Annotated in this window: 15 protein-coding genes and 1 tRNA gene; 9 read left to right on the top strand and 7 right to left on the bottom strand. The window is 54.1% G+C overall.

Features of this window, described 5'->3' with window-relative positions; translation table 11 throughout:
- Positions 1–51 precede the first annotated feature (51 nt).
- Complete coding sequence (locus tag JNJ66_01585) at positions 52–921, bottom strand: hypothetical protein (protein ID MBL8159126.1); 870 nt, start codon at positions 919–921, stop codon at positions 52–54.
- Between the two features lie 62 nt (positions 922–983).
- Here JNJ66_01585 and JNJ66_01580 point away from each other — a divergent pair, with 62 nt between their 5' ends.
- The 3 genes from JNJ66_01580 to JNJ66_01570 all read left to right on the top strand — a co-directional run bounded on the left by JNJ66_01580 (position 984) and on the right by JNJ66_01570 (position 4,476).
- A complete protein-coding gene (locus tag JNJ66_01580) occupies positions 984–2,732 on the top strand; it encodes a PAS domain-containing protein (GenBank protein ID MBL8159125.1) in 1,749 nt (582 codons plus the stop codon).
- 209 nt (positions 2,733–2,941) lie between these two features.
- A complete protein-coding gene (locus tag JNJ66_01575) occupies positions 2,942–3,604 on the top strand; it encodes a hypothetical protein (protein MBL8159124.1) in 663 nt (220 codons plus the stop codon).
- A 185-nt stretch (positions 3,605–3,789) separates the two neighbouring features.
- Positions 3,790–4,476, top strand: a complete 687-nt coding sequence (locus tag JNJ66_01570) for a hypothetical protein (protein ID MBL8159123.1) — start codon at positions 3,790–3,792, stop codon at positions 4,474–4,476.
- A gap of 204 nt (positions 4,477–4,680) precedes the next feature.
- On the opposite strand, the gene JNJ66_01565 is transcribed toward JNJ66_01570, so the two are convergent.
- Positions 4,681–5,730: a hypothetical protein gene (locus JNJ66_01565; GenBank protein MBL8159122.1), complete on the bottom strand. Its 1,050-nt coding sequence runs from the start codon at positions 5,728–5,730 to the stop codon at positions 4,681–4,683.
- Between the two features lie 231 nt (positions 5,731–5,961).
- Between JNJ66_01565 and JNJ66_01560 the strand changes: the two genes are divergently transcribed.
- From JNJ66_01560 to JNJ66_01550, 3 genes are read left to right on the top strand one after another with little or no spacing between them, the layout of a single operon-like run.
- Complete coding sequence (locus JNJ66_01560) at positions 5,962–6,264, top strand: type II toxin-antitoxin system HigB family toxin (GenBank protein MBL8159121.1); 303 nt, start codon at positions 5,962–5,964, stop codon at positions 6,262–6,264.
- Complete coding sequence (locus tag JNJ66_01555; GenBank protein ID MBL8159120.1) at positions 6,257–7,468, top strand: ImmA/IrrE family metallo-endopeptidase; 1,212 nt, start codon at positions 6,257–6,259, stop codon at positions 7,466–7,468. The genes JNJ66_01560 and JNJ66_01555 overlap by 8 nt, the downstream gene beginning before the upstream one ends.
- Positions 7,469–7,497: 29 nt before the next feature.
- A complete protein-coding gene (locus JNJ66_01550) occupies positions 7,498–8,598 on the top strand; it encodes a beta family protein (protein ID MBL8159119.1) in 1,101 nt (366 codons plus the stop codon).
- On the opposite strand, the gene JNJ66_01545 is transcribed toward JNJ66_01550, so the two are convergent.
- On the bottom strand, positions 8,573–9,160 hold the full coding sequence (locus tag JNJ66_01545; GenBank protein MBL8159118.1) for a sce7726 family protein: 588 nt from the start codon (positions 9,158–9,160) through the stop codon (positions 8,573–8,575). The two genes, JNJ66_01550 and JNJ66_01545, sit on opposite strands and share 26 nt — an antisense overlap.
- A 392-nt stretch (positions 9,161–9,552) precedes the next feature.
- A complete protein-coding gene (locus tag JNJ66_01540) occupies positions 9,553–10,644 on the bottom strand; it encodes a hypothetical protein (protein ID MBL8159117.1) in 1,092 nt (363 codons plus the stop codon).
- 119 nt (positions 10,645–10,763) lie between these two features.
- Here JNJ66_01540 and JNJ66_01535 point away from each other — a divergent pair, with 119 nt between their 5' ends.
- Positions 10,764–11,393 carry a hypothetical protein gene (locus JNJ66_01535; protein MBL8159116.1) on the top strand — a complete coding sequence of 210 codons (630 nt, stop codon included), beginning with the start codon at positions 10,764–10,766 and terminating at the stop codon, positions 11,391–11,393.
- 365 nt (positions 11,394–11,758) lie between these two features.
- Here JNJ66_01535 and JNJ66_01530 read toward each other — a convergent pair whose 3' ends face one another.
- Positions 11,759–13,192, bottom strand: a complete 1,434-nt coding sequence (locus tag JNJ66_01530; GenBank protein MBL8159115.1) for a putative DNA binding domain-containing protein — start codon at positions 13,190–13,192, stop codon at positions 11,759–11,761.
- Between the two features lie 523 nt (positions 13,193–13,715).
- Entirely contained in the window at positions 13,716–14,306 is a 591-nt protein-coding gene (locus tag JNJ66_01525; GenBank protein MBL8159114.1) for a hypothetical protein, read from the bottom strand.
- Between the two features lie 257 nt (positions 14,307–14,563).
- Here JNJ66_01525 and JNJ66_01520 point away from each other — a divergent pair, with 257 nt between their 5' ends.
- Positions 14,564–14,818 carry a hypothetical protein gene (locus JNJ66_01520; protein MBL8159113.1) on the top strand — a complete coding sequence of 85 codons (255 nt, stop codon included), beginning with the start codon at positions 14,564–14,566 and terminating at the stop codon, positions 14,816–14,818.
- 507 nt (positions 14,819–15,325) lie between these two features.
- Here JNJ66_01520 and JNJ66_01515 read toward each other — a convergent pair.
- A tRNA-Glu gene (locus JNJ66_01515) sits at positions 15,326–15,400 on the bottom strand.
- Between the two features lie 302 nt (positions 15,401–15,702).
- On the opposite strand from JNJ66_01515, the gene JNJ66_01510 reads away from it, so the two are divergent.
- A complete protein-coding gene (locus JNJ66_01510) occupies positions 15,703–16,857 on the top strand; it encodes a DegT/DnrJ/EryC1/StrS family aminotransferase (protein ID MBL8159112.1) in 1,155 nt (384 codons plus the stop codon).
- Positions 16,858–17,139 lie beyond the last annotated feature (282 nt).

The following is a 17,139-nucleotide window of genomic DNA, read 5'->3' as shown; positions in this document are numbered from 1 at the left end:
GGACGCGACTTTTATTGACAGAATTGCCATCGAAGTATCATAGAGGTGGCATCAGGCGGCCGCCTGCATGCCGTCGGCGCTTCCCAGCCGCTCCGTAGTCGCCAGCACATCAAGTGCCCGGCGCCCGAACCTGGCGATTCCCCGGTTGATGCGGGCGGCACCCAGGTCGTAGGCTGCCAGTTCGGCCTCGCGCTCATCTTCGGACGGTATAGCCTTCAGCCGCTGGCTGCGCTGCCAGGCCACCTCGCGCATGCCGGCGATCGCCATGACGACCGGCGTGATCTGCCGCCGCCGCACCACCGGATGGCCGGGAATCAGTTCCGGCGCCAGGCTGTTGGTGGTGATGGCGATCAGGTCATTCACCTCGTGCGAATAGTCGGCGTAGTATGCCTCTCCGGCTTCCGACGCGTACAGGCTGCCTGGCAGATCCCGCCCCAGGATATGCGACACCATACCGGACACGAACTGCTGGCCGCTGTAGCCGCCGCGGATCCGGTCATCGAGCAGAGCCACCTCCCAGGGTGGTGTCACGCGCCCCAGCGCCTCCTCCGCCCGCTCCGGCTGCGCGTCGGCGTAATCGATATACTCGGCGATGTCGCGCAGCGGCGCAAAGTAATACTCACCAAAGATGCCGGCGGTGTGCTCCACCTGATCGGCATTGCTGATACGGGGAAAATCATCGGCACTATCGCCCGGCCGGCGCTGCATAGCCATCAGCACCCTGAGCGATAGCCCCCAGTACACATAATTGAATCCCGGCGGCAAGCGGGCCTCCTCGAGCGTCCGCCCGACACCGCCAAGCTTATCAACGAACTTTTCCATGTCACGCACCGGCTCCGGGTCACCAAGCGCCCGGCGCAGCGGCAAGACGTTTGCACCAGAGAAATCAGGAATTTGACGGCGGTTCTCTTGCGGAATCACAAGGAACATTATACCACGCTTATGTTTTGTGCCGTTTTATGGTGAGGTGTTAAAATATGGCTGTGCCACAGAAACAGTCGCCCCGTCATGCTCCCGGCCAGCCCTACTCCCGGCTCGTCCAGCACCACCTGGCCGAGCTCCGTCCCGTCCTGGCCAGCGCCATCGAAGGCGACTTCTCTAAAAATCTGACTATCCCCGATGCCGACGACGATTTCACCGAACTCTTCCGCGGCGTCCAGAACATGGTCGAGGTCATCCGCACGCAGATGAGCGAGCTACGCGAACTCAACCAGACACTCGAGGAACGCGCCCGCGAGCGCTCGGCAGCCCTGGAGGAGGCCCAGGCCCTCACCCATCTGGGCAGTTGGCAGTGGGATGTCGCCAGCAACGTCATCACCTGGTCCGACGAGCTGTACCGCATCTACGGCCTGCGCCCGCAGGAGCGCCAGGTCAGCTTTGACGAGTTCATCGGCTTCATCCACCCCGATGACCGCGAACGCATCCAATCCACCATCTACGAAGTCTTTCAATCCGGCTCCGCCTTCAACTTCGTCCACCGCGTCATCCACCCTGACGGCCAGGTCCGCACCCTGCGCGGCATCGGCAAGGTAGTGAGGGACGGGGAGGGCACGCCGCTGCGCATGCTCGGCACCTCGCAGGACATCACCGACCGCGAGGCCGCCCAGCAGGCCCTGCAGAAAAGCGACGAGCGCTTCCGCACCGTCACCAAGGCCACCCACGACCTGGTCTACGACCTCGACCTGGCCAGCCGTACCATCTGGTTCAACGAGGCCATCCACAACGATTACGGCTACATCCAGGGCGAGATAGATAACAGTTTCGACTGGTGGGCACGGCGCATCCACCCCGATGACCTGCCGTCTATCCGCCACGAAATTCTCAACGTCCGCACCCGGCGCGACCAGCAGTGGCAGTCTGAATTCCGCTTCCAAAAAGCCGACAAGAAGTACGTAGTGGTTCGCAACCGCGCCTTCGTCCTCTATGATCAGGCCGGCGAGCCGGAGCGCATCATCGGCTCCCTGCTGGACATCACTGCCCAGAAACAGCTGGAGCACGCCAAGGACGAATTCCTGTCGCTCGTTTCACACCAGTTGCGCACGCCGCTGACCGTCACCCGCCTTTACAGCGAGATGCTTTCCAGCGGTGTTGCCGGCCCCATCACACCGGATCAGCAGGCTTACGTCAGCCGCATCACCGGCGCCAGCGTCCGCATGATCCATCTGGTCAGCGAGATTCTCAACATCTCGCGCGTCGAACTGGACCGCATCAAGGTGCAGCCTGTGCCGACCGACATCAACCGTTTCATCCAGATCCATCTCAAAGAGCTGACCCCGCTGGCCAGGGAAAAAGGTGTCAGGCTCGAGTTCACGCCCGATACCGACCTGCCGCTCATCCCGATCGACAGCGACGTCTTCAACCTCATCGTCGAGAACCTTTTGGCCAATGCGGTCCGCTACACCCGCCAGGACGAGGGGCGTGTCAGCGTCAGCTTCAACTGCGACGAGAAGGGCTGCTACGTGCTGGCCGTCCGCGATAACGGCATCGGCATTCCCGCCGCCGCCCGGCCCTACATCTTCAGCCGCTTTTACCGCGCCGATAATGCCGTCAACTTCGACAGCGAAGGCACCGGCCTCGGCCTCTACCTCATAAAGCTGATCTGCGACACCATCGGTGCTGAAACCTGGTTTGAGAGCAAGAAGAACCGCGGCACCACCTTTTACGTCAAACTGCCGCCATGTGGCATGGTGCCGCGCCAGGGACGGCTGGCTCTCGAAAAGGCGCACGACTAGGCCGAACATCCGTCCAGACAGTGGCTATGTAATTGACTTTTTGAGTCTTTTGTGCTATAATTAAATAACTTGATGTCTTTCAAGTGCAGTTTTACATGGCTCCCGCCCGGCCCCCCTTCCCCGCCCTGCCCAGTGTGCTTCTGGTGCGGCGGAGACGGCGAGCCGGCCGGGATATCAGGATCCCGGCCCATTGAGATAAGGAGATCGGCGTGAGCGTCGACACCAGCACTAGCACCACCAGCCTCGAGGTCGTGTCCACCGTCCCCAGCAACATCGCGACCGTGGGCACCCTCGCCTGGCACTGCGCCAACACCAACCCCAGCGGCAATTCCGTGGCCTATGGCGACGGCCAGCTGCTGGACGAGGTGGTGGCCCAGGTGACAACCATGCCGGAGTGGCAGCTCGCCGCGGCCCTCAGCGCCCAGCCGATTCTCCTCTGGGAGCGGCTGGCCCGCTGGGCCAACAACCAGGTCACGGCCGGGCGGCAGCCGACGCTGCATGCCTACGCCGTCTACCAGCTGGCGGCGGCGGTCGTCCAGGAGATGCGCCAGATCTGCGCCCGCATTCCGCTCTTCGGCGGGCACGGCGACAGCACCTGGGTGTTCCTGGGACGGTACCGGCGCGACCACAAGGCCCTGCCGCTCACCAGCCACCAGCAGCTGACCGGCACCCGTCAGTCGGTGCGCCTCCTGGAGGTCGACCTCTGGGGCTGCGTGGCCGACGGCTCGGTCTGGGTGAACTTCGAGCCCAACTACCGCGCCAGCCACCTGTCATGCAGCGGACCCGCCAGCCCCAGCGCCGACCCGCACGTGCGCGAGGCACTGCGGCGGCTGCACATGCTGCGGACCCGCCGCAGTGATCCCCGGCCCTGACCATGTCCCGGCACCCCTCCCCTCCGCCTGGAGCGGGAGCGGGTGCCGGCCCGACCTGAGTCTTCAAAGTTTGAAGCTTCAGGCCGGACTTTATAACGACAGTCTCCCCATTGTTTTTAATTGTTTTTGATTGTTTTCGTGTTATAAACGTATTTGTACTGCCGTGAACGTGTCCGACGCCGAGGATGACAGCATCCGCGGCCCACGCCACCAAGGAGTTCACCATGACCGATGGCACGCCCGGCAATTACCGGGTCATCAAGGACATCCCGGAAACGGTTGTCACGCCGGAAGACTTCGCCTGGCACTGCTTCCGCGAGGCAAGCGTCCCCTACGCCCGCGTCTTCTGTGACGACCTGTTGCAAGAGCTGCTCGTCCAGCTGATGGGCGTCACTGCGGCGCGTCTGCACGCACTGATCGCTCACTCCACGCATCTCACCGATGAACTGGTCGCCTGGATCAACCAGACGGTGGCCGCGGGTGGCCGCTCGATGTCCGGTGACTACTTCCGGCCGCTGGCAGCAGCCATCATTCTGGCAACCCTGCGCGAACAGCTGTCGACCGTCGCCCGCTTCGGCGGCAAGGACACGGACGAGTGGATATTCCTGGGGCGCATGCGGCGCGACCACGCCCACCTGCCACTGACCGAGTCGCAGAGCGTCAGCCCCGGCACACCGGCGCTGAACCAGGTGGACCTGTGGGCCCGGACCGACGGTTCCGCCGTACGGGTGGTGCACTTCGTCGCCGCGAACGGCACCATGCTCGTCGCCGCCAAGGACGACCCGGCGTATGCGGACGAACCTCACGTGCGTGAGGCCTTCCGGCGGCTCGGTCTGCAGCAGACGACCGACAGGCTGGCCGGCACATCCTGACCAGCCCCCCCCGGCACCCCCTCCCTCCTGGCCTGGAGCGGAGGCGGGTGCCAGCCCGACCCGAGTCTTCAGAGCATGAAGCTTCAGGCCGGGCCCGTTGTGAGAAATAAGGAAAGCACCCCGCCGGCATCGTTGCAGCTCCCCTGGGTAGCGGTTTGAAATGACAGTTAAACTTTAAATTTACATGCAGTTACAGTCAAATGATTAACGCGGATACAGCGGTGCCGGAGGCATCGGCGGCGGAGGCGGAGGCGGCGCCTGCACCGGCGCAACCGGTGGCGCCACCTGTTGCACCGGCCCTGGCGGCACTGGCGCCTGCCGGACAGGTGGTGGCGGCACCGGCACCCCGGCCGCTTCGGTCTGTACTACCTCAAAACGCTGGCGCGTCACCGGATCGTAGCCGTTGGCATAGGCCCGCTGGGCATACTGTGCCCAGGCGGTGCGCACCTGGGCTTCGTACAGCTGTTCGGCAGTGAAATAAAGTCCGCCATACTGATAGAGCTTTGGGGTGACGCCGGGCGGCGGGCCAGGCAGGGCGCCCATCTGCATGACGGGACGCTCGGTCGGCGGCGTCGGGGCGGCATAGGCGGCGCCAGTCGTGGCATAGGTAGTGTTGGGCGCCAGTGCGGGCTGCGGAGCCGCCTCTGTGGCAGCAAGCTGCTCGGGCGGCACCATCTCATCCCGCCGCAGCACGATGATACCACCGCAGATACCCGCTGCGATGGCGCAATACAGCGGATAGGCGATGCCCGTGACAGAAAAACCGCCCGCCAGCAAGGCCGCGCCGGTTGCCATGATGCCGCCGATGGCGATATAAAAATATGTCGAAATCGTCTCTTCGAACGGCCGGCGCCAGGCATGCCGGTAGGTTGGGATATAGCCGATGAGGTCGATGATGATGACCGCGATGACCGCCACGGCCGGCGAGTTGAAGATGTACCAAAGGACCAGCCCGATTGCCACCAGCACGATTGACACCCAGTCGATGATTTCAACAGAGCGGTCACCATAGCGCATACCGGCTGCCGCCACCATGCCGCATGTCAGAGCGGTCATGCCGGCAAAGAACGAACTCTGCAAATCGCCCGTCATTCCCGAGGCGATAGCCGCGATGGTCGCCAGCACCGTCCAGACACTCCAGGTCACCAGCCGCGGCTTGGTGCGGCCGCGCATCGTCTGCAGGGCATACGGCACCATCCCTCCGGAATTGATGAGGGCGCCGGCGATGGCGAGGATGACGATGAGGGCTTCCACGGATGTCTCTTTTTATGTTGGGCAGTTGCTTGTTACTAGAGTATCACGGACAGAAGTGTTCCTTAAAGTTTATAAGCATAATAATGGTTCACCTATGCCTCTTATGTATCGTGACCCGCTTTTTATATAGTAGGTCGCGCCAGCCTCATCCCGAACAAGGCCTTGACTAGAACAAAACCATGCCTTACAATTGTTCCCAATATGGGAACCAATTAATACAGCGACCGGGATATGACTTTACATAATAAAGAAGAGCTGGCGAGCTTTAAGCGCAAACACCCTGATGCAGTAGGCCAGATAAATGCCTGGGAAGCTGAAGTCGAAGCTGCCGACTGGCAAAGTTCCCATCGAGTCAAGGAACGTTATAGTCATGCAAGCATTATCAATCGTAGGGAAATCGTCTTTAACATAAGTGGTAATAAATATCGAATTTGGGTACTGATAAGTTACTTAAACCGCATAGTCAAAGTAATTAAAGCGGGCACTCACAGGGAATATGATAAATGGGATATAGGAAAATACAGTCATGAGTAAAATTAAAGCAATACGTACGGAGAAGGACTACGAGGAAGCTCTCGCATTACTTGAAGAAATCCTTTTACTTGACCCCGCACCTGATAGCGAGGAAGGTGATCGACTAAGTATTCTCTCAACCCTACTGAGTGCTTACGAGCAAAAGAACTTTCCAAAACAACTACCTAGCGCAATTGAAGCGATTCGATTCCGCATGGACCAACTCAGCCTTCGTCCTGCCGACCTCATTCCATACATTGGTAGCAAAAGCCGTGTGTCCGAAATTCTATCGGGAAAACGACAGCTTACTGTTTCTATGATTCGTGCATTGTCAGAAGGATTAGGGATTCCTTCTGATTCCCTTTTAAAACAATCACAACCATTTCAAGAAAGTTTTTTCGGAGATTGGGATAAGAAACTGTTTACCATCATGCGAAACCGGAATTACTTTGCAGATGTCCAAGATGATTCAGAGCCAAGTACAATATTGTCAAGCTTTTTCTCTGCCATAGAAGCACCAGTTGCTGCCCCTATACTACTTAGGCAGTCTAGCTATAGATCTGCCCCCACTACCGATCGCAAGGCATTGTTTGCATGGGCCACTCAAGTTTTGGCGCGTGCAGAAACCGAAGCAATACAGCAGCCCTTTGTGCCTGGAAGCATAACTATTGATTTCATGCGGGAGCTTGCCAAGCTCACCACCAGCGAAGACAGTCCCGTGCTGGCAATAAATGCACTCCGACAGAAAGGAATTGCTGTAATTATCGAACCAGAGTTACCAAAAACTCGTCTTGATGGCGCGGTACTCTTTACGTCCACCAAGGCACCTGTCATCGGTTTAACCCTCAGGCTTGATCGTTTAGACAACTTTTGGTTCACACTGATGCATGAACTAGCCCATATTTCCCTGCACTCAGAGCATGAAGATATTAACTTTTTCTTTGATGAGCTAGATGGCCTAAAGGGAATGCAAGTCAGCGCCCATGAAGAAGATGCGGATCGCCTAGCTAGCGAAGCCCTTATTCCCTCAGTCATATGGGATATTAGCCCTGCAAAATTTTTGCCATCCCCTATGGCCGCTCGGAAACTTGCCAAAACACTGAGCGTCCACATGGCAATCGTCGCTGGCAAAATAAGATATGAAACAGGCGAGTGGCATATCTTAAGCAATGTAGTCGAGGAGGCTAAGGTTCGCCACTTCTTCCCAACCTATTACAGGGGTTAACATAAATGCCTGTAATACCTCGAAATTACATGCCATTTCTCAAGTGGCGCGGGGGAGAGAAAAAGGCTCTTGCCAGCCTAGCCATGGATGCAAAAGAGAACATTTTGCCTCTTATAGAGATTGTCTTGCCCGAATTAGATACATCATCAAATCCTATGTCATCTGACTTTAATTCAAGAACTTCACTATCCACGTCAAGTGAGAGTTACTTAACGAAGGCCGTCAGGGATATAAAAAACTTTTGGGGCTCAAAACCTATACTCGTAGACCTAAGTTTAGCCGCATCTGGAGATGCAAAGGCTTTTGGCACTAACGAGATAATTTCAGCTGCACATGAATATGACTTAAGCATTATTCCTGTAGTCAACATACGTGACACCTCTACTTACATAAGTCTTCTGTCGTCGCTACACAAATCGTATGACAATGGTATATGTATACGGTTAACGCCTAACGACCTTTTAGATTTTGATCTTCTCAACAAGCAACTGGAAGCCTTTGTCGAAAAAATTAAAGTGGACTATGTAGATATAGATTTAGTAATTGACCTAAAATTTACCCCATCTCGAAAAGTATACCGACGAATCTCTCTGCAAATACAGTCAATCACTCATCTGAATGAGTGGCGATCTTTCGTTTTGGCAAGTGGGGCTTTCCCGTCAAGTTTAATGCACTGCAAGCAGGATGAGGAAAATTTAGTCAAGAGAAATGACTGGCTTGGGTGGATAACAATGACACAGATGCCAGGCATGATCCGCATACCAACATACGGTGATTATACAATTCGTCATCCAATTTTTAGCGAAGAAGCCTCACGGCATCACCCATCCTGTAGCCTTAAATATACCCTGGAGCTTGAGTGGCTAGTTATGAAAGGTGAGGTTCTACGTTTTGACCACTATCTAGCTCATGCAAACTCTTTAATGGACGATGATTACTTCTATGGCGAAGAGTTTAGCAGGGGGGACTATATAATTCGAGAAAAAGGAGAGTATTTTCCAATATACATTCAAAAGAAAAATAATAACCCTACAAAAGCAGACGGCACCGGCAATGCTACAACATGGATTGAAGTAGGCGTTAGCCACCACTTGGCAGTAGTGACTAGCCAGCTCTCAAAGCTGACCTAAAGTGAATTTTTTCCACAACCTTGCGTCTTAATGATTCTTGCTCAAGACTGTCGGTAAGCCTATCGCACAATATACTCTTCGGCTTTGTCCTTACTCCATGTGCTGCATTAATGCCTTCAAGTATTTGCATTGCCTCGTCTCGCCACAATAGCCTCGCCAATGCATGTGTATCTAAGTTTTTATTGGCTTCCGCCTCTCGTATGCAATGAAGCGTAATTTCACCTGTGTCGTTCGCTCGCACCACCAGTATTCCCCACCATTCTGGCACTATCTCTATGACTGAATATATATGTGAGGCACCTGTTACAATCGTAACCTTATCAAAAACGGCATTGTAAGCTTTTATCTGATTAGGCAACCTATTTAAGCTATCGTAATCGCTTTTTATTTCATAGCCGTGCATTACATCTCCCACGGCAACTACGTCAGCCCTAACCTCGCCATAATTAATACCAAATTCGTCAAGTATTTGCATTTTTTCATCAAAGCAATACTCTAATCTCAAACAGTCTTTTAGTGTTGACCGAATTTCACGATCTTTTACACCTGGTAGTTTAGTCATTATTCTAAGTACTTTTTATTTGTAGTGTATTAAATCAATTCTATCATATTGATAAGCACTACCCTCATGACTGACGACAATCAAAAACCCAGCCGGTAAGGCTGGGCCGATGTTAGAAGTGGGGCCGCCGCGAACGACGGCCCCAGGATGCCCGCGGTCCGGCGGGCACCCTATCGTGTTCCAGTGTCACCCGGAACACGGCGACACCCCGGGGACACCCAGGGCATCGATGGCACCGCGGCAGCCAATCGCGGTGCCGGCGGCGGCGGATGGAGTGACGGCAGTCCGCCGTCCAGAAACTCCTCCGCACACCTTGGGAAAACGCGTATGAGAGGCTTTTGCCTCGCGCTTGCTGAGTGACGCAGTAGGGTAATGATTGCACTTATTATGATTTATTGCAAGGCATCAGGGCCAGCACCGGCTACAATCTCGACGCCCGTCTGGCCATAGCCGCCGGTAATCTTATTGTCCGAGTAGAATTTGACGTTGCTGGATGCGCTGGTCACCTCAATGACTCGCCCGGAGTCACCGGCGAACTCGTTGCGGGTAATCGTCACATCGTCAATGCCGTCAAGCTTGATGCACTGGTTCCAGCTGTCCTTAAAATAGTTATCAGCAATCAGCCAGTTGCTCGGGTCGCCGTCGCCGCCGCTGTTGCCGCCGCGGCCCAGACCTTCAGCCATGATGCACTGGTGGATGCTGGGAATGGCGTTATCGCGGCCCGGGTTGTCCGGTCCGCTGAACTTGTTGCCCTTGATGATGACGTTCTTGCTGGGCGTGGGGTGTGAATCGGATACCCAGGTCTGGATGGCATCGGTGTGGCTGCCGCCCGGGTCGCCCTCCACAAAGTCAATCGCCGTGTTGTACAGGATCTTGCTGTCATTGCCAAAGAACTCAATAGCGTTCATGTCGCCGTCGCCGGCTGCGCTCACCCCTTTGATGTCGTTGTTCTGCACCGTGATGCCGGTGCCTTCGAAGTTGACGCCGTCCTGGCTGGTGGCGCGGATGTTGAAGTTCTGCACGGTGACATAATCGGCGCGGATGGTGATGGTTCCGACGGTGTGGCCCTGGCCGTCGTAGACCTTGGGATTACCAGCCGTGCCGGATTCCTCGATCTTGAGCTCCTCGGTCGAATCGGCCGAGCTGAGAATAGCTCCGGCCGGTGTGGCGACGCCGCCGACGCCAAGCGTCTGAGTGCCGGGCTGAGGGCCGGGATCGGGATCTGGATCAGGACCGCCGTCAACAGGCGCATCGCCAAACATGATAGCTTCGCTTTGCGAGGCCGTCGCATCCGAGATAAGCATTTCCTGGCGGGTCAGCTGACCGTCCTCTGCCTCAGAAGCCGCACTCGGGCCAGCCGCCTGCACGGCCAGGATGATACCGGCCAAACTGAGAAACACCACAGCGCCCACCAGGATGGCGCGCAGACCGGAACGGTTTGAAGTTAATTTTTTGATGTTAGACGCTGCACTTTTTGTTTGCATAATGTCTCTATTATACAAGTAAAAGCATAAAGACAAAATATCATTGACTTTTTATATATAATGTGATATTATAGCACTATTCCACTGGGATCCGCCCGGTGGCGAACCAAGGAGTACCGATGCGCAAGCTTGCAGTCACCCCGGCCGACCTCAACTTGGTCCCCGCCGATCTGCAGCAGTTCATCTACGACAGTGAGCGCAAGCACGGGGTCACCATCCCCCAGCTCGCCTACACCATCGTGCTCATGCTTCGTGCCGTCCTGGACACCACTGTCTTCGACTACTACGACAACGAGTTCGATGGCCAGCGCGTCCTGTGGGCGAACGAGGCAGACAGCTTCGGCTACCGCACCACAGTGATGTTGGCCGCCAACCAGCGGGACGACTACATGGGCGACGAGGAGTACGTCCTCCAGAAGGACATCTGGGCTCGCCTGCTCACCATCAGCACCAACTCCGAGAAGGGTAGTGCCGTGGATGGTTGTATCTTCCACGGAGGTCCGCTCGGCGACCGCTTTGTCCGCAGGGGTTCGGGTATCACCCGGATCTTTGAGGACATCGCCGCCACCGATCACCTGATTACGCTCTTCGACAGGACCGAAAACGGCTTCCGAATGGACTTCGGCAAGCGTTACCAGTCCTTCGACAACAACCGGTACATCCTGGACGTCGAGTACGTCTACGGAGAATACCGGCTGCAGGTGACCGACATCAAGGTCTCCCTGCGCACGGACCGCATGTACATCTGATCCCGAGCGGTTCAGGTACAGCGGTAGCACGATAGGCATGACCCGGTAATGCACCGGTTATCCTGTCTCGGTTAAGCCGGGACATGGTTGGCGCAGTATCGCTCCACCGCACGTGTTGTCGCCGCTTTGGCGTCTTGCACCCGCACTCCCTTGGATAGCAGTATCGCAATTTCCGATACACCAGCCTTGCTGGGCCGACCCGTCGGCACAGGTTTCGTGGCACCTGCATATGGTCACGACCCGTCTTTCTTGGGTTAAGGGAAAGCGGTCGCTTCGGCGGCCGTATTTTCATCTTAGGGCTATCTCAATGAGTTGCCAGCTTGTATGTTACTCGAAAATTTTTCAAGTTATCTACATGCTATCTTTTAGTTACCAGTTTTGATTTTCCAGTACCCACGGGGATCCATAACAGAAGTGCCAATATGTTCGATTAGTTTTTTTTCAGCAAGACCATGCAGATGTTTTCGAGCCGTAGGACGCGTGACACCCAACAGCGAAGCAGCCTCGTTTGTCGTAATTCGGCCCTCTCGGCTTATAAATTCCACAAATCGTTCCGATCCAGGAGGCAGATGTCGCAATATTCTACCAGCCAATGGGTCTTCAAGAAGCACGACCTGCACAAATGCCGATCCTTGTGTATAGATTGGATCTGGCAGGCCGGCAATACCCATTTCCTCGAACATACGGTTGACGCCCTCTCCAAGTTCTCGGCCATACCGAATATCACTGAGTGCTCGTGCAACACGGGGATTGCGAGCAAAGCGTGTCGAGCGTATATTTTCTAGGCGCACCAGACCTGGCAGCCGACCCGGACTTTTAACTTCTATGCGGTCATCAAAAATTTCAATACGCGTATGGTCGCCGCCTATACTATAGGATCTATGTATGGCAGCATTCACAATAGCTTCTATCCATACATACTCGGGCACTAGCGTAGATTCTCCAAACCGACTTTCAGATCCAAGCCGAATTGCACGAGGTAAAATTTTTTGCAGTTCGCTTCTTGCCTGTTCAATCTGATAGCTAAGCGGCCCCTCTATTCTACGATCGTAAATGACATTGGCACGCGAACCGGTCTCTCTTGAAGAACCCTTATAGACAAGCACTCTTAGGGTCGCCTGTGGCAAAAACATATGAGGGTTTTTGCCCAATGTAAGCATGCCAGCGATTGTAGGTTTTACCTCACCTCCAACTTCCTTGGCAAGTCCGCGTGCTTTTAAGACAGTGGTTGCATGTTTTTCATCGGCTCCCACATTTTTGATGTAAAGTTTTATCAGTTCGCCGTCCAAATCATCTAGGGCGGCGTCTTTAATTGGCGTACCATCGTAGGTCGATTCGCCTTTGTCATACATAAGCTCAAGGGCTTCCCGCGGGTTCAGCTTGCGATTTTCATCCCCCACACGCAAAAAGGTTTCGCCACGCTGATTAGTGTGCACCCTCTCGCCTGCCTCTACTTCAATGATTGCGATTTCATCCTTTTCACCAGCCTCATTGATACATTCTATATATTCAAACTTATGTCGCACGGGAGGTATTGTAAAATCCAGGGATGCTTGTCGCCAATCGTTGCCCTTGCCAGCGCTTTTAATCCCCTCGATCTTGCCATCATGTATCCCAATTACGATAATTCCGCCTTCTGCATTTGCAAAGCCCACCATGGCATTAGCAATTTTTAGAGCCGATACCTTTGCACTCTTCCGGTCCAGCCACTGATCTTCTTTTTGATCGCGCAAGAAAGTAATGCGCCTCTTTTCAGAAAGTAGTTTCAGTTCTTGCACATCGATATCTCGGGTATTCATATGTGGAGCTTATCATTAGCTTGAAAATTTTTCAAGCTTTTTTTATAATAATTTACGACTGAACTATATGTCGGGTGACCCTCGTTGGAATAACCAAGAAAATAGCCCCAGCGCGAACACTGAGGCTATTTTCTTGGTGACCTATCGTATTCTAAATTGGAACCAGCTCAAATCCGAGCTGTTGCGCTGGGGCAAACTGTTTAACGACAAATCCTTATCATCCCCTGTTATATAGGCAGCTACTAACCACATTGCATCGAACCTCAACTGATTACTTGCCAGGCTTACATATATTCTATTATAAAACATATATTTGTATTTTAATATATTTTATGTTAAAATAATTATTGTGTCAAAGCCGAGGAGGTGATGAGAATGACACTCCTGCAAAGGATGCCGAGCTTATTCTGCTCATGTGGCTGTGATCGGTGCGCTAGATACGATCACTGCCACGGCCGTCGCTGCCTCCAGTAGCGATCGACACTCCCACCTCCCGTGCGAACATGCGCGGGAGGTGGGCCTTCTACTTCTTATAGTCTTCTTCCGCTTCTTTTATAAGCTCTGGGGCAAGTTGCCGCAGATAACCCCAAATCTTTTCAGCATACTCAACTTCACGTTCATAGTATGCCTCTGAGTTGACACCGCTTAAGAATGCATTTGCAACGCTCTTCTTATCTTCACGCCGCGCTGGAATTACGCCCGCATACGCAAGTGTTGAGGATACAGGGTAGCCATAGACAGCGCCCTGTTCAACAACAGTAAAAGGATTTTCTTTGTCCATGAACATATCGAGCATAGAAGCGTTGATTGCAAATTGTATCCAGGAAAAATATCGTCCTGGTCGCTCTATCCAGTCAAATTGATACGCTAGTCCCATATTATTCAAAAGTTGACAGGCAAGTTCTTGTTCCTGGGTTGCAGCGTTGGGCTTGCTAGAACTAATAACATGCGCTGCTTCACCAACCCATTTATAACCAGCCATGGCTTGCAGTATCTCTATCCTGGAGTCAATGTCGACACGTTTCTCAGTAGAAAGTTTCGCAATCCTTGCGGGGGTCAAATCGGGAACCGTTTCAGTAACTTTTGTGAATCTTAATTCGCTGGTTCTATACATTACTTCATCATAGCTACCTCATTAGCCTTTAACAAGGTGTCCTGTCAGAGCATGGAATAACGCCTCAATAACAGCCTTTTACGCTTATTCCTATGTGCCTACGGGACAGGCTATGTGATATTGGCCCACCAGTTACAGTGGCTGAAATCAGGCATTGAGAAACTACTGGCAGTGGCATCCAACACAAACAAGCATTTATATTTAAGCCCACCTTCTTAGTCTTGAAAAAAAGTAATTCTCAAAATTAAAATGAGGCCATGGACTATAACCTTTGCCGTTTTCCAGCTTGTAACCGGCCATGGACGATTGAAGCCGAAGCAGAAGATGGTTTTTGCGCTTTTGTCTGTGATGAACATTTTCAAATTTTGCCTGAAAACGACCCGATACATGGCCAGGCAGTACGGGTCAGCTCAATGACAGTAGACTTTCCGGATGTTAATAAAGCGGCGACAGCCAGTGGAAAAATTTCTACTACTAAGTCAAAGCACATCAGCAATTTGAAGAGCTACTGAAGAAAGTTGAGCCGGCCGGATGGGTGCCGGACGTTTTCAAACAAGTAGTTCTGCGCCGTTGGAATGAAGATTATCTCAATACTCAAGAAGAACGTAGGAGAATTGACCAAAAGCTGAAGGACGCAGAGGATATGAAAAATCGGCTTATGGACAAATTTTTAAAGGATCTTATCACCAATGAAACATATCAGGAACAAGAAGGTCGTCTGGCTATTCAGCGGGTAGAGCTAGAGTTGGCACGAAATGATTTGAAGGATACGGAATCAAGGAATGAACAAGTAATCGATCAGGCTGTTAACTTTTTAGTCAATTTGTCAGGCGCATGGCGTCATGCGGAGCTCAGTGACCAACAGCGGTTCCAAAATGCCATTTGCGAAGCCGGAATTGTCGTAAACCCAGATAAAACATTTGGAACCGTCAAACTCAGTCCAATTTTGAAACAAACAACAGATATGGAACGCCGAGACGAAGACAACAAAAAAGACCTTTCCGAAGAAAAGTCTCTTATGGTGACCCCAAGGAGAGTCGAACTCCTCTTGCCGGGATGAAAACCCGGTGTCCTAACCGATAGACGATGGGGCCATGAGCGAGGAATGTACGTGACATGCTTGCATGTCTAAGTATATTCCGAGCGATTGGTTCCATATTGTAAATATGGGGCCATGAGCGAGGAGAATGCGTGACGTGCTTGCACGTCTAAGCTTTTTCCGAGCGATTGGCTACAAATCATTGATTTGCAGTACCCTTTGGCTGCCACCCGGCACAAAGCCACGCAGCAACAGCGCCGATTATATCAGAAAACTCCCCATAATCAAATCCATTATCTGCTATACTATGCTTATGTTTACAATTCTCGTATTGACCCGCGAAAGCCAGGGCACCTCATGACCCGCTCTATCATCACCCCAATCCCTGCCGAGGCCGCCCAGCGTCGCCTGATGAATATCGAGGAAGAGATCATCGGGGCCCTGCGCGACACCATCCATTCCGGCCAGTATTTGCTTGGCGACCAGGTAGAAGCCCTCGAGCAGCACATAAGCGAACGCTGGTCGTCGCCGCTTGCCGTCGCCACCAGCTCGGGCACCACCGCGCTGCAGCTGGCCCTGGCGGCCGCCAAAGTGGGTGCCGGCGCCGAGGTCATCGTGCCTGCCCTGACCTTCCCTTCCACCTCCTTCGCCGTCAATGCGGTCGGTGCGACGCCGGTATTCGCCGATATCGATCCCGTCACGCTGACGCTCAGCCCGGCGGCCGTCGAAAAAGCCATCACCGACAAGACTGCTGCTATCATGCCCGTCCACCTCTACGGCCAGGTAGCCGATATGGACAGCCTGCTGCAGATTGCCAAGGCGCACAACCTGAAAGTAATAGAAGACTGCGCCCAGGCGCACGGCGCCAGGTTGGGAGACCGGTTCGCAGGAGCCATGGGTGATTTTGGCAGCTTCTCGTTCTGGGTCGGCAAGATTGCCGGCGGGCTGGAAGACGCCGGTTTCGTGCTGGCCCGCCAGCCCGAAAGCCGCTTCGTCCTGCAACAGCTCCGTGACATCGGCCGGCTGCCGGGCGACCGCTACACGCATATCTCCTGGGGCCTGCGTGGCCGCATGGGCGAATTTACCGCCCGTGTCATCCAGCTGGAGATGGACCGGCTTGATGAATGGCTGGAGCAGCGCCGCGCCATCGCCGCCCGCTACACCGAAAGCTTCGCGGACCTGCCGCTTCAGCTTCCCCGTCCGGCGCACCCCGAGAACCATGTGTATTATAAGTACACCGTCCTCACCAAGTCGCCAGAGCATCGCCAGGCCATAGAGCAGGTGATGTACGAGGCGAACATCCAGCCCGAGCGCATCTATCCCGAACTGGTCTGTTCCCAGCCGGCCTACACCCGCTCGGGCCTGCCTCACCGCCTGACAGACCTCACAGTGGCAGAGGATACCGTCCACCGGCTGCTGTGTCTGCCAATCTACCCTGAGTTGACCCCTCAGGAAGTCGACCGGGTACTCGGCGCAGTCCGGGCAGGCTGCGGCGCTGTCAAAACTGCGTAAATAGCCCGCCTACCCTGTCATTATGCTTAAGACTATTGACTTTTTTTCAAGTTTGTGCTATTATTAAAGTATCATCGTTTTGCGGCGATTCTCAACAACGTGTATCCTAATACCTTGTGATTAAAGCCGCCAAAACGCATGGTGAGGCACGTTAATAAACCGGTTTATGCAAGGAAGCATAGGCCTGCACCTTCAGTGTGGCCATGCGCCCGTCCCTCCTGCCTTCACGCCTGCCGCAAAACATAGCGTGAACGCGGGATGCGGGTGCCTGGCTGCACTGAT

It is taken from the genome of Candidatus Saccharibacteria bacterium, assembly GCA_016789455.1.
In the GTDB taxonomy this organism is placed as follows: domain Bacteria; phylum Patescibacteriota; class Saccharimonadia; order Saccharimonadales; family Saccharimonadaceae; genus CAIJKY01.
Note: the sequence above shows the minus strand (reverse complement) of the source record. Positions and strands in the feature narration are given on the sequence as shown.

Bases quoted from the DNA above. Each gene is read 5' to 3' on its own strand.
- JNJ66_01525 (MBL8159114.1), bottom strand. From the start codon at position 14,306: ATGTATAGAACCAGCGAATTAAGATTCACAAAAGTTACTGAAACGGTT.
- JNJ66_01545 (MBL8159118.1), bottom strand. From the start codon at position 9,160: ATGACTAAACTACCAGGTGTAAAAGATCGTGAAATTCGGTCAACACTA.
- JNJ66_01535 (MBL8159116.1), top strand. From the start codon at position 10,764: ATGCGCAAGCTTGCAGTCACCCCGGCCGACCTCAACTTGGTCCCCGCC.
- JNJ66_01560 (MBL8159121.1), top strand. From the start codon at position 5,962: ATGACTTTACATAATAAAGAAGAGCTGGCGAGCTTTAAGCGCAAACAC.
- JNJ66_01530 (MBL8159115.1), bottom strand. From the start codon at position 13,192: ATGAATACCCGAGATATCGATGTGCAAGAACTGAAACTACTTTCTGAA.
- JNJ66_01540 (MBL8159117.1), bottom strand. From the start codon at position 10,644: ATGCAAACAAAAAGTGCAGCGTCTAACATCAAAAAATTAACTTCAAAC.
- JNJ66_01520 (MBL8159113.1), top strand. From the start codon at position 14,564: ATGGACTATAACCTTTGCCGTTTTCCAGCTTGTAACCGGCCATGGACG.
- JNJ66_01555 (MBL8159120.1), top strand. From the start codon at position 6,257: ATGAGTAAAATTAAAGCAATACGTACGGAGAAGGACTACGAGGAAGCT.
- JNJ66_01510 (MBL8159112.1), top strand. From the start codon at position 15,703: ATGACCCGCTCTATCATCACCCCAATCCCTGCCGAGGCCGCCCAGCGT.
- JNJ66_01570 (MBL8159123.1), top strand. From the start codon at position 3,790: ATGACAGCATCCGCGGCCCACGCCACCAAGGAGTTCACCATGACCGAT.
- JNJ66_01550 (MBL8159119.1), top strand. From the start codon at position 7,498: ATGCCATTTCTCAAGTGGCGCGGGGGAGAGAAAAAGGCTCTTGCCAGC.